The organism is Ruegeria sp. D3 (assembly GCF_056534465.1).
This window is the reverse complement of sequence record NZ_JBQFPK010000012.1, coordinates 32601-45911: the sequence shown is the minus strand read 5'-3', so window position 1 is coordinate 45911 and position 13311 is coordinate 32601. Positions and strand designations below refer to the sequence as shown.

10 protein-coding genes are annotated in these 13311 nt (G+C 58.9%); all 10 read right to left on the bottom strand.

The genetic code is table 11. The features are described 5' to 3' along the window. Positions 1-30 precede the first annotated feature (30 nt). Positions 31-1527, bottom strand: coding sequence for an L-piperidine-6-carboxylate dehydrogenase (gene amaB, locus ACR0DX_RS16965; RefSeq protein WP_480846880.1), 1497 nt, complete (start codon positions 1525-1527; stop codon positions 31-33). A gap of 18 nt (positions 1528-1545) precedes the next feature. Continuing rightward, the gene (locus ACR0DX_RS16960) at positions 1546-2652 is read right to left on the bottom strand and encodes a saccharopine dehydrogenase family protein (RefSeq protein ID WP_170353859.1); all 1107 of its coding nucleotides are present in this window, start codon (positions 2650-2652) and stop codon (positions 1546-1548) included. Positions 2653-2741: 89 nt separating this feature from the next. Then, positions 2742-3941, bottom strand: a complete 1200-nt coding sequence (locus ACR0DX_RS16955) for a 2-aminoethylphosphonate--pyruvate transaminase (protein ID WP_170353860.1) — start codon at positions 3939-3941, stop codon at positions 2742-2744. Positions 3942-4137: 196 nt separating this feature from the next. Continuing rightward, entirely contained in the window at positions 4138-5847 is a 1710-nt protein-coding gene (locus tag ACR0DX_RS16950) for an ABC transporter ATP-binding protein (protein ID WP_170353862.1), read from the bottom strand. Between the two features lie 4 nt (positions 5848-5851). Continuing rightward, on the bottom strand, positions 5852-6802 hold the full coding sequence (locus ACR0DX_RS16945) for an ABC transporter permease (RefSeq protein WP_170353864.1): 951 nt from the start codon (positions 6800-6802) through the stop codon (positions 5852-5854). Then, a complete protein-coding gene (locus ACR0DX_RS16940) occupies positions 6799-7776 on the bottom strand; it encodes an ABC transporter permease (protein WP_170353866.1) in 978 nt (325 codons plus the stop codon). The genes ACR0DX_RS16945 and ACR0DX_RS16940 overlap by 4 nt, the downstream gene beginning before the upstream one ends. Positions 7777-7824: 48 nt before the next feature. Beyond that, positions 7825-8772 carry a glutathione S-transferase family protein gene (locus tag ACR0DX_RS16935; protein WP_480846820.1) on the bottom strand — a complete coding sequence of 316 codons (948 nt, stop codon included), beginning with the start codon at positions 8770-8772 and terminating at the stop codon, positions 7825-7827. Between the two features lie 4 nt (positions 8773-8776). Next, on the bottom strand, positions 8777-10342 hold the full coding sequence (locus tag ACR0DX_RS16930) for an ABC transporter substrate-binding protein (protein ID WP_170527313.1): 1566 nt from the start codon (positions 10340-10342) through the stop codon (positions 8777-8779). A 127-nt stretch (positions 10343-10469) separates the two neighbouring features. Beyond that, complete coding sequence (locus ACR0DX_RS16925; protein WP_170353871.1) at positions 10470-12050, bottom strand: ABC transporter substrate-binding protein; 1581 nt, start codon at positions 12048-12050, stop codon at positions 10470-10472. Between the two features lie 179 nt (positions 12051-12229). Further along, the gene (locus ACR0DX_RS16920) at positions 12230-13201 is read right to left on the bottom strand and encodes an alpha/beta hydrolase (RefSeq protein ID WP_170353873.1); all 972 of its coding nucleotides are present in this window, start codon (positions 13199-13201) and stop codon (positions 12230-12232) included. Between the last annotated feature and the right edge of the window lie 110 nt (positions 13202-13311).

Genomic DNA, 13311 nt, shown 5'->3' with positions numbered 1-13311 from the left:
GGCGCTGTTTTGCGCCGCCGGGCTGCTTGTTCAGATGTCGAACTTCACGCCCTGTGCCAGAGGCAATTCAGCCGAGTAATTCACCGTATTGGTCTGCCGCCGCATATAGGCCTTCCACGCGTCCGATCCGCTTTCGCGCCCGCCGCCGGTTTCTTTCTCGCCGCCAAAGGCTCCGCCGATCTCGGCCCCAGACGGACCGATATTGACGTTGGCGATACCGCAATCCGATCCGGCTGCGGTCAGGAACTGTTCCGCTTCGCGCATGTTCAGGGTGAATACGCAGGACGACAGACCTTGTGGCACGTCGTTCTGAATCTCGATGGCGTTATCGAAATCATCATAGCCCATCACATAGAGGATCGGCGCAAAGGTCTCGGTCTTTACGGTGGCCGTCTGGCCCGGCATCTCGACAATAGCGGGCTGCATATAGACGCCATCCGGCACGCCCTCGGTGACGCGCTGGCCGCCGAACACTGCGCCGCCTTCGGCCTCGGCGGCCTTCAGCGCGGCCGTCATGGCCGCGCCCGAGGCCTCATCGACCAGCGGGCCAATCAGCGTGCCCTCGGTCAGCGGGTTGCCGATGGGCAGACCGGCATAGGCTTTCTTCAGGCGGCCCACCAGTTCCTCGCGGATTGAGTTATGTACGATCAGGCGGCGCAGCGTGGTGCAGCGTTGACCGGCTGTTCCCACGGCTGAGAAGACAATTGCGCGCACCGCCATTTCCAGATCGGCCGAAGGGCCAACGATCATCGCGTTGTTGCCGCCCAGTTCCAGAATGCACTTGCCGAACCGTTGTGCCACCACAGGGGCAACCGCGCGGCCCATGCGGGTCGAGCCTGTGGCCGAGATCACCGGCACATCTTCGCTGGCCACCAGCGCCTCGCCCAGCGCGGCACCGCCGATCAGCGTTTGCAGCAGATGGTCGGGCGCATCGCCGAAACGGGCTAGCGCGCGTTCAAAGATCTTCTGGCAGGCCATCGCGGTCAGTGGTGTTTTTTCGGACGGTTTCCAGATCACCGTATCGCCGCAAACCAGCGCAATCGCCGCGTTCCAAGACCACACCGCAACCGGGAAGTTGAAGGCCGAAATCACGCCGACTGGCCCCGCCGGGTGCCACGTCTCCATCATCCGGTGGCCAGGGCGCTCGGACGCAATCGTCAGACCATAAAGCTGCCGCGACAGACCCACGGCAAAGTCGCAGATGTCGATCATCTCCTGCACTTCGCCCAAACCTTCGGAGGTGATCTTGCCCGCCTCCCAACTGACCAGCGCGCCCAGGTCGTCCTTGGCGGCGCGCAGTTCCTCGCCCAGCAGGCGGATCAGTTCTCCCCGGCGCGGGGCGGGCACGGTGCGCCAGGCTTTGAATGCAGTTTTGGCATTGGCAAACACCGTCTCCATGTCGCCCGCCGGGGTTTCATGCACCTCGGCCAGCAGGCTGCCGTCGATGGGCGAATGCACGGCCAGCGAGCCGCCGGTTAGTTCTGCGACTGTCAGGTCCAGATTGGCTAGGGTTGTTTGCGCAGTCATCACGATGTCTTTCATATCTCAGGCCGCCTTGTTTTGTTGGGTTGCATCGCCAGCGCGGTACAGCTGGCCAAATTCGGTGTTTAGGAAATCGGACAGGACCACTTGTTCCTGCCGGACAAAGCCCTTGGAAGGCAGCGCACCGGTGCGCATCAGATCGACCACACCCAGAACACCGGCGGCGGTGGTGACTTGAATGGCACTCCAAGTCTGGCCGTTGATGGTGCGGGCATAGCTTTTATTGATAAGGGATTTCTCGCGCAGTACCCCGTCGATCTGGCCTTTGGCAGTGCAATAAACCAGCACCACATCCTGATCCGTACGCGGAAGGGCGGTCTCGAAAATATCCTTGAGCAGATCGCGCCGACGTTCCAGCCCCAGATCATTCAGCAACAGTTTCAGGATATCGCAGTGTCCGGGATACCGGATCGAGCGATAGGACACGGCCCGCGCCTTGCCGTCCAGCGTTTCGGGCAGCGTACCTAAACCACCCGAGGTGTTGAAACACTCATACTCCACCCCGTCATGGCCGATCCGCTCGTAATCCTCCAGCGGGGCGGTCTTGACCCGTGCGCCGTTCACGATCGCGTCGCAAGGGTTGCAGTATTCGTTAATCAGCCCGTCGGTGGACCATGTCAGGTTGTATTTCAGCGCGTTGGTCGGGAACAGAGGCAACGCCCCTACCCGCATATGCAGGCTGTCCAGTGTATCGAACTCGGCCGCCAGCGCCGCCCCAGCGATGCCGACAAAACCCGGCGCCAGACCACATTGCGGCATGAAGGCGGTTTCGCTGCCTTCGGCCAGATCACGCACGGCATCGGTGGCGGCGACATCCTCGGTCAGGTCAAAGTAATGCGCACCGGCATCTTTGGCCGCCTTGGCGATCTGCGGCGTCAGAAAGAAAGGCGCGGCCGAGATCACCGCGTCGAACCCATCCAACCCCTTGGTCAGTTGCACCGCATCGGTGACGTCAATCTGCCGTGTGGAAATACCTTGCCGGTTCAATCCCGACAACGCGGCCAGATCGCGGTCGGCCACTGTGACCGAGTAGTTGGATGATGATTTCAGCAGGGCAGCGATCATCTGACCGATCTTGCCTGCTCCGATGACACAAATATTCCAGCTCAAAACGCGCCTCCTCTTTCGTTTTGGGAAAGTATGAAGGCACGGCTGTTCGGTCCGCAGGGGCAATCTTGACGAACTTATCGATTATTCCGTCATTTCGACGGTTTTTCCGTCATTTGTCCGACTTGCGCCATCCGTGATGCGATTGCCGCTGCAGGCGGTGCGGCGCTACGCACCCCCATTTGTTTCAGCGCATGATCCGCTGCCGCCACAACAGCGCGCATGACCTCGGCATCCATGCGGCCAATGCAGCCGATGCGGAAACTGTCCACCTCGGTCAGTTTGCCGGGATAGATGATAAAGCCTTGTTCCTTCATCAGATCATAGAACCGCGTAAATTCGAAACGCGGATCGGCAGGGCAAAAGAATGTCACGATGATGGGCGACAACCACGCATCCGGCAGCAGGGTTTCAAACCCCAGCGCGCGCATCCCCGCGACCATCACATCGCGGTTCTCCGCATAACGCGCGCCGCGCCCGGCCACGCCACCCTCGGCCGCGTGTTCGTTCAATGCTTGCAGAAAGGCGGCAACCACATGAGTCGGTGGGGTAAAGCGCCACTGGCCGGTTTTCTCCATCGCGTCCCATTGCGCGTACAGGTCCAGACTGAGCGAGGGGCAATTCCCCTTGGCCGAGGCCAGCGCCGTTTTGCGGGCCAACACAAAACCAAAACCCGGTACGCCTTCGATACATTTATTGGCCGAGGAAACCATCGCCTCGAACGTATATTCGCTGGGGGACAGCGGGATCGCACCAAAAGCCGACATACTGTCGATCAACAGCTTGCGGCCCGCCGCTTCGGTGGCCTGTGAAATCTCGTGCAGAGGGTTCAGGATGCCTGAGCTGGTCTCGCAATGGATTGCAACCACATGGGTGATCGCCGGATCATCAGCCAGAAATTGTGCCACTTCGACCCCACGCGGCGGCAGATAGTCGCCCTTGTCCAACACAACACAGGCCCGCCCGGCATAGTCCAGCGTCTGCGCCGCCCGTTTGCCATAAGCCCCGTTGGCCAGCACTATCGCCTTGCCATCTTGCGGGATGAAAGAGGTCAGCATCGCCTCGACCGCGAAACTGCCCGAGCCCTGCATCGGAACGCAATTATATGCCTCGTGCCCGTCGCCCAGCAGGCTCAGCAGCCGCGCGCGCAGTTCGGCTGTCATGGCGCGGAAGTCGCTATCCCAGCTACCCCAGTCGCGCAGCATCGCTTGTTTCACGGTATATGACGTCGTCAGAGGACCCGGTGTCAGCAAGTAAGGCTCACCAAGTTGCGGGCGGGGCAAAGAAGTCATCGGGCACGGCCTTTTTGAAAAGCGGTTTGGCCCGGTCACTGTATTGAGATTTACTTCTTTAGAATATGCATCATAGCTTTTTTGTATGACATGCCCGCTGTCAGAAATCTGACATGTGATTTATCGTAACGGCACCTCCCCGCGGCACGACAAACCCTTCAGGGTCTGATGTACCGGGCGGGTCGGATTGTGGTGTTCATGCCTCGGGGCTCAGCCCTTCGGTGGACAGATCGTCCAGTTTGGGCATCAGCCGAAGTAGTTCGCTTGCATATTCAGTCTGCGGATTGGCAAACAGATCGTTGGTCTCTTGCAGTTCTACCACCTTGCCCTGTTTCATCACGGCAACTCGGTCGCACATCTGGCGCACGACCGGCAGGTCATGACTGATGAACAGCAGGGTCAGACCCAGATGCTCCTGCAAATCCTTCAGAATGTTCAGGATTTGGGCCTGAATAGACACGTCCAGCGCGCTGGTTGGTTCGTCACAGATCAGGAAGCGCGGCTGCGTGGCAAGCGCGCGTGCAATGGAAATCCGCTGACGCTGACCGCCCGAGAATTCATGCGGATACTTCAGCCCAGCCTCATGACCCAGCCCAACCTGATCCAGCAACTCATCCACACGGCGCTTGATGTCAGCACCGTCCATCAGTTTGTGATGACGGATCGGCTCTGCCACAATCTCATCCACCCGCATCCGGGGGTTGAGTGAGGAATACGGGTCCTGAAAGATCATCTGGATGTTCTTGCGATAAGCATCCAGCGCGGCCTTGTTGGTCAGATCGCTGACTGTCTGCCCTTCGAATGTAATCGTACCGCCATCGACAGGGTAAAGCCCCGCAATCATCCGCGCGACGGTGGACTTGCCCGAGCCGGATTCACCCACGACCCCGAACACCTCACCGGCGCGGATATCAAAGCTGACATCGTCGACGGCGGTGAAATAGGTGCGGTCCCACGGCAGAAGTCCGCGCTTTTGCAGGAAATTCTTGGTCAGGTTACGGATTTCAAACACCGGCTTGCTGGTGTCATTGTCCACCTTGGGCCAGTGGCGGGCCATGTCTTCGATCGCAAAGCGGGTTTCGCGCCCGCCATAGCTGATCTGCGGAAACCGGTGCAGTTTGAGTGTTGGGCGCGGTACGGCGGCGATCAGGGACTTGGTGTATTCGTGGCTCGGCTGGCCCATGACCTGAGACGTAGGGCCGCTTTCGACCACTTTACCCGCATACATCACCGTCACCTTGTCGGTGGTGTCGGCAATCACGCCCATGTCGTGGGTGATCAGGATGACCCCTACCTGACGTTCGGTCGCCAGTTCCTTGATCAGGTCCAGAATCTGCGCCTGAACCGATACGTCCAGCGCCGTGGTTGGTTCATCCGCGATGATCACGTCCGGCTCGGTACACAACGCCAAAGCAATCACCACACGCTGCCGCATCCCGCCCGAGAACTGGTGCGGATATTGATCCAGCCGCGTGTCAGGGTCGGGAATACCCACGCGGTCGATCAGATCGCGGGCGCGTTTATTGGCCTCGGCGTCCGAGCCACCCAGATGCGCCTGAATGGTCTCGACCAATTGCTCTCGCACGGTGAACAGCGGGTTCAGCGAGGTCAGCGGATCCTGAAAGATCATCGAGATCTTTTTGCCGCGCAGCCCACGCATCGCGTCGGCGTCCAGACCGCTGATCTGATCACCGCTCAGCCGGATGGTGCCGCTGGCAATACGGCCGGGGCGATCCAGCAGGCCCATGATGGCCGCACCGATGGTGGATTTACCGGCCCCGGATTCGCCCACAAGACCGTGGATTTCGCCGGGCTCCACCGACAGGTCCACATGGTCCACGGCAGTGAACAGTTTGCGGCGGGTCGGGAATTCGACCGTCAGGTCATTGATCGTCAGAAGGCTCATGAAATCACCGCAGCTTGGGGTTTAGCGCGTCGCGCAGCCAGTCGCCCAGCAGGTTCACAGACAAGGCCAACGCCAGAAGGGTGCAGGCCGGGAAAAACAGAATCCACCACTCACCCGAGAACAGGAAGCCCTGCCCGATGCGGATCAGTGTCCCCAGAGAAGGCTGGGTCGGTGGGGCGCCCACGCCGAGGAAGCTGAGCGTCGCCTCGGCAATGATCGCCAAAGCCAGCGAGATCGTGGCGATCACAAGAACCGGGCTGAGGACATTGGGCAGGATGTGACGGAACATGATCGGAAAGGATCCGCGCCCGATCAGACGGGCGGCCTGGACGTATTCCTTGTTTTTCTCGACCAACGCCGCACCACGCACAACACGGGCGAACTGGACCCAGTCAGACAGCGCAATGGCGACGATCAGGACGTAGATCGCCATCTCATCGCGGTATTCCGGCGGGGTGACGCCTTTGGCGATACCAAAGATCAACATGGCGACCAGAATGGCCGGGAAAGTCAGCTGCACATCGGCGACCCGCATGATCAGCGTTTCAATCCAGCCGCCGAAATAAGCCGCGACCAGCCCAAGAACGATGCCGATGATCAAGGCCAACAGCACGGCAGATGCGCCCACGAACAGGGAAACGCGCATCCCGTACAGGATGGTCGAGAATACGTCGCGCCCCTGGTCGTCGGTGCCCAGCAGAAAGGTTTCCTGCGTAAAGGCGTTGGGTGTTCCGGGCGGCGTAAACCCGTTCATCAGGTTCAGTGAGGACGGGTCGAACGGATTATAGGGCGCGATCAGCGGCGCAAAGATCGCCGAAAGCACAAGTATGGCGACAACCAGAGTCGCGACAATAGCCACAGGTGAATGCCGAAAGGACCATGCGAAGTCGCCGTCCCAGAACTTGGCGAACCGCGACTTTTCCGGCGCTTTGGGGGTATCGAGAATATCGGTCATGTGGCCCTCGCGTCGACACGCAGGCGCGGGTCAATAGCATAGTAAAGAAGATCGACAATCAGGTTGATCGTAACGAACATGACCGAAATGAGCATCAGATAGGCGGCCATGACGGGGATATCGACGAACTGGATCGCGTTGATGAACAGCAGACCGACGCCCGGCCATTGGAACACCGTCTCGGTGATGATGGCGAACGCAATGATCGATCCCAATTGCAATCCGGTTATGGTGATCACCGGCACCAGTGTGTTCTTCAGCGCGTGGCGGAAGTTGATCACCCGGTCCGACAATCCGCGGGCACGGGCAAAACGAACGTAGTCGGCGCGCAACACTTCCAGCATCTCGGACCGCACAAGCCGCATGATCAGCGTCATCTGATACAGGCCCAGCGTGATCGCAGGCAGGATCAACGCCTTAAGGCCCGACGACGTCAAAAAGCCCGTAGACCAGTTCCCAATCATAACGGTTTCGCCCCTCCCGAAGCTGGGAAGAAGGTCAAGTTCGACCGAGAAGATATAGATCAGCAAAATCCCGATCAGGAAGGTCGGCAACGAAACCCCGATCAAACTGACGGTCATAATCACATTCGCCGCGATCCCTTGTCGTCGGATCGCTGTGAACACGCCCAGAGCAATGCCCATCGTGATGGCCAGGAAACCTGACACAAAGGCCAGTTCCAGCGTCGCGGGTGCACGTTCTGCGATGATGGTCGAAACCGGACGACCCTGGCGATAAGAGACGCCAAAATTGCCCTGAACGGCCCCTTGCAGGAACTTGAAATACTGGACCGGGAAGGGCTTATCCAACCCAAGCTCGCCCCTAAGCCGGTCGATATCGGCCTGGGTGCGCTCTTGCCCCAGCATGTTGTCGATCGGATCGCCGACAAATCGGAACATGGAAAAAGCGACCAGACCCACGACCAAAAGCACGATCACGGATTGGAACATCCTTCGAACGATATATGCGAACATTTAGTTTCCCCGTTGATCTGCCTCTCTACGCACGCCCTGTCCAAATGGTCAAGATGTCGCAGAGGGCAAGCTGACCCGATCCTGTGGTTCAGCCCAGTTTATCTGTGGCCCCAATGGCACGATCCCCAGCGGGTTTCGCAACTCGGAGGGTGAGAAATATCCGGCCTTATAGATCTCGGGTTTCACTGTTCGGGCTATTTCAGGTCGGGCATACAGATCCCGCGCATAACCCCACAGATGCGGATAGTCCACCAGACGCCGCAAATTGCAGCGGAAGGCATAGTGATAGGCCACATCGAACCGCGCCAGTGTCGGGAACAAGCGCAGGTCGGCCTCGGTCAGATCGTCGCCGCACAGGTATCGATTAGTGGCCAGATGCGCCTCGATCTCGTCCAGCATGGCGAAGACGTCGTGAAACCCGGCCTCGTACGCCTCTTGCGTGCGGGCAAAACCGGCGCGATAGACGCCATTGTTCAGGCGCGGATAGATTTTATCGTTCCAGGCGTTGATCTGATCCAACTTGTCTGGCGGGGCCAGATTGGGGCCATAGCCTTCCAACGTGCCAAGCATGCGCACGAGATCCGCGGATTCATTCGACACCGCGAGGTTTTCGGCGCGATCCCACAACAAAGGCACGGTGATGCGCCCAGTATAAGCAGGATCAACCTTTGCATAGGCTTGATGCAACGCGGTGACACCGAACAGAGGATCGGCATAGTCACCATCGGTGTCGTACACCCAACCGTCCGGCGTGCGGCGCGGGCGGGCATAGGCGACGGTGATCAACTCCTCCAATCCCTTAACGGCGCGCGTCAGCAGGACCCGATGCGCCCAAGGGCAATTCCACGCGGCATACAGGTGGAACCGCCCCGGCCCGTACGGACCGTCGGGCAGAGCGTTGCGGATGGACGACGCCTGACGACGGTATGCACCGTCAAGCGAAGTGTCTGGGGCGGGGTCGTCCACGTGGTAGACCCCGGCAATCATAACGCCCATGCGGTCAGTTCACCGTAACCCAGCGCAGGATGAAGAAGTTATCCGGGCGTTGTGTCAGGTCGATATTGCTGCCGGTCCCCCAAACCAGAGGCTGCACATACATCGGCACATAGACATGATCGTCCTGATAGATGGCCGTCACCTCATCCAGCATGGCCTGACGCTTCGTCGCGTCCAGCTCAGATTGGATCATCGGCAACAGTTCATCCACCCGTTCGTTCGAGTAGCCGCCGAAATTCCAGCTGCCCAGCTTCTTTTCCTCGTTCGGCGTGGCTACCAGAAAGCGAACGGGGTGTTCGGCGTCGAATGTGCCGGGGCTCCAGCCCAGCATATACATGTCGTAGTTATCCTCGCGCAGCTCTGGCCAGTAGTTGCGGACGGGCATGGCATCCAGTTCCGCCGTGATCCCAATCTGCGCCAGCATGGTAACGACGGCCTGACAGACCGGTTCGTCATTCAGATAGCGGTCATTGGGGCACTTCAGCCCGAACGAGAACCCATCGCCATAGCCCGCCTCGGCCAGAAGCGCCTTGGCACCTTCGACATCAAAGGCGGGGCGATCTGCATTGGCGGCGGAATAGCCGCTCATAGCCGGGCTTACCAGTTGCGAGGCGGCTTCGGCATTGCCGCGCATGATCGTGGCCAGAATTGCATCCACATTGATCGCCTGCGCCACCGCCTGACGGACCCGCGCATCACGGAACGGGTTCGGTTTGCCCGCGTCATCGGTGTATTTCAACGTTTCGGCTTCATGATCGAAACCCAGCATGATCACGCGCGCCTCGATCCCCTGAATGACGTCCACATCGGCGTTTTCCTTCAGGCGTGCAACGTCTTGGATCGGGACAGGGTTGATCATGTCGACATCACCCGACAGCAGCGCCGCAACGGCAGTCGCTGGGTTCTGGATTGGGTTGAACTCGGCGCGAGTAATGTTGTGTTCAACCTCGCCCCACCAGTCGCCATGCGGCTCTAACACGGTCTTAAGCCCCGGTTCGCGGGCCGTCACCTTGAACGCGCCAGTGCCGTTGGAATTGATCGTGGCGTAGTTGCCGGTCTCCTTGTCAGGCACCACGGCGTCATTCGCCTCGGTCCAGCCTTGATCCATGATCATCCAGTTGGCGATCGAGGACGGGAACAGCGGGTTCGGAGCCGAGGTCATGATATCGACCGTATAGTCATCGACAACGATCACCTCACTAACCGGCGCAAACCAGCTGCGCGTATCCGCCGCCTCACCCGAGGCCCGCTGATAGCTGAACAGCACGTCTTGCGCATCGAACGTGCTGCCGTCGTGAAAGGTCACACCCTCACGCAGCTTGAATCGCCAGCCTTCACCCTCTCCGATCGGCTCCCAACTTACGGCCAGCGCGGGTTCGACTGTCATGTCCTTGCCGCGGCGCACCAGCCCTTCGTAGACATTGTTGAGAAAACCCAGAACCGGGGCCGAGTTGACGGCGTGTGGGTCCATAGTCTGCGGATCGGTGGTCGAGGCCCATTTGAACTCGGCCGCCTGAACGCTGCTCGCAACCAGCAGGGCCAGGCCAATGGCACTGTTTCTAAGGATCATTTTTGTCTCTCCGTGTTCTCTGCGTTCAAGTTTTCTTGGTTTTTTTCGCCTGCGCAAGGAAATCTCAGGTCGAAACAAAAAACAGGGCGCGAAAACCGCGCCCTGCCTTGTTCGCAATCGAACCGATTTAGTTCATGGTGAAGTATTTGACCTTCGGCTGGTCTTCCGCATCCACTTCGATACCCACGCCATCAGCCATACCCCAGTTCAGAACCTGGTGGTGGATCGGGATGTACAGCGCTTCGTCCTGCACCACGCGCCAGATGTCGGCGATGTCGGCGTTCCGCGCGTCCAGATCGGTGTTCGAGGCCAGCGACTTGATCTTCGCATCCAGCGCATCGTCCTGATAGCCGGTGCCGTTCCACGTGCCGATATCGTCTTCGCGACCATGGACCAGGAAGTTGAAGATGTATTCCGAGTCATATGTCGGCACACCCCAACCCAGCATGTAGAAGTCGGTCTTGCTGTCGGTGATCAGCGGGAAGTGCTGCGCCTTCGGCTTGGCGTCCAGATTCACAGTCACGCCGATCTGACCCAGCATACCGACGGCCGCCTGACAGATCGCCTCATCATTGATGTAGCGGTCGTTCGGGCAGTCCAGCCGCAGCGAGAATCCGTCGCCATAGCCTGCCTCGGCCATCAGGGCCTTGGCCTTTTCCAGATCGGTCGAGGATTCGCCGTCCATATCAGCGGTCCAACCGTTCACGAAGGGCGGTGCGATCATGCCCGCAGGCTGCGACTGGCCGCGCATCACGACCTGTTTGATCGCATCACGGTTGATCGCCATCGACATGGCCTGACGCACACGAACATCGGCCAGAGGGTTCTTGCCGTCCACGTTGTCCGCTTCGATGTCATCCGAGCCCTGGTTCATACCAAAGAAGATCACACGGTTCTGCGGCGCTTGCTTGACCATCAGGCCATCCGCACCGTTGACGCGCTCGATATCCTGCACGGGCATATCCTGAAGGAAGTTCACCTCGCCCGACAGCATCGCTGCCACACGCGTCGCAGCGTTCTGGATCGGAGTATAGATGATCTCGGTCACTTCCATCGGGAACTGGTCGATGCCCCAATAGTCGTCGTTGCGCACCATCACGGTTTTCACGTCAGGCTCGCGGCTTTGCAGTTTATACGGCCCCGTGCCGTTGGCGTTGGTGGTGGCATAGGTGATCTCGCCACCCTCAAAATCCTGCACATTGACGGTGTCATTGGCCTCGGCCCAGCCTTTGTCCAGAATGAACAGGTTGGTCAGGTTCGACGGCAGGATCGGGTTCGGACCATCGGTAACGATCTCGACGGTGTAGTCGTCAACCGCGCGCACTTCGGTGATCGAGCCGATCAGCTCTTTCATGTCCGAGTTCGGCTGCTTGGCGCGCTCAAAGCTGAACACCACGTCTTCGGCGTTGAAATCAGCACCGTCGTGGAACTTTACACCTTCGCGCAGCTTGAAAACCCAGACATTCGGATCATCGGCCTTGGGCCCCCACTCGGTCGCCAGCGCGGGCTCAAACGCGCCGGTTACGTCGCGGATGATCAGCGGCTCGTACATCTGGTGCCGAATGGTGTGCGACGGACCTTCGTTCTGCGAATGCGGGTCCAGCGTCAGCGCGTCACCAGCGCGCGCCCAGCGCAGGGTTTCAGCCGAAGCACCCGTGGCCATCAGCGCGGTGGCGCTGGCAGCCAACATCAAGTTTCTCAGGATCATTTTGATCTCCCCGTTTATTGTTAGCGCCGCCATTCCAGGCGGCAGGCCAATTCCGTGGCCTTGGTGGTCCTGATCATCCAGATCATTTTCACAGTTGCAACACCAGATTGTGATCAAAACGGATAGATAGCCATGAAATTCATCCATAGACCTTATTAGGGTCTACTCATCGTCTAGGGTTAAGGCAGAATAACGGACCTTCGATATTCCTCATGGGGGAAGACACGTCCGGATTGAATACAGTCAAAGATATGCTTGAACACCTGTCCGGGCTCACCGCCCGGCGTGACCGGCCCAAAATAATTGTGACCTGTCGGGCTATCATAGCGCGTGTTGACGTCATCGCAATCGACCTGAAACACGTTGCGTGGCGTTCGATCGATGTTTTCGGGGCCTGTGTGCCCCAACCGCCGCGAGGCCACTTTATTCTTGAGGTTCGCCGCCTTACTGGCCCGCAGCGCCAGATCGTCTGACGCGAAATAAACCACCACATTGCGCGACGCATGGCTGACCAGAACTCCCGGTTCGTCTTCGTGCACCGTTTCATTCACCACATCAGCCGCAACCATAAACGTGTTACGAAACAATAGCGGCACGCCCGAGGCCAGATCATAGCGGTCCCATTCGATCAGCGTTTGCCTCAACACGCGGTTGCCCATTGAATGCGCCAGCAGGTTGATCCGCTTTAGACACGGGGCCACGTCAGGTTCATTCTCGGCGCTGTTGCGCCATTCCAGAAACCGCTCTAACACTCGCGCAAAGGAATACCCGCTTTGGTCTGCGGATTTCTGGTCGTCCCAGTATTTCTGAACGATCCCATGCTCGTTGTCACTGGGCCAGATAAGTGGCAGCACCATCACTTCGCCCGGATCGGCCAAATCACACAGGCGTTGCAGCTCGGCTGTGGTGCGAAAGACATCGTCAGGCAGGTTGTTGAACCCATGCAGGTATAGCAGAATCTGGCGGCAATCGCTGTCACGGACCCGCCGCAACAATTCGGCACTTGTGATTTCGGTATGGTGTTCGTCTTCACCCTTTTCGCAATAGAACACCGAATTGGACGGCGCATTGTTGTTGAGGTCAAAAGTGAACCGGCGCCCGCGTCGGGTACGAATGCTTTGGGTCGGGAATCTGTTGGTTATGAAAAGCATGCAAAAAAACTCCGATTAAAAGTAAAACTACCCTAGCAAGCTGCCGGAGATCTGTCAGCTTTTGCCAAAATCACACGCTTTGGAATGGTAAGGTTTTCCTCGGTTGCATT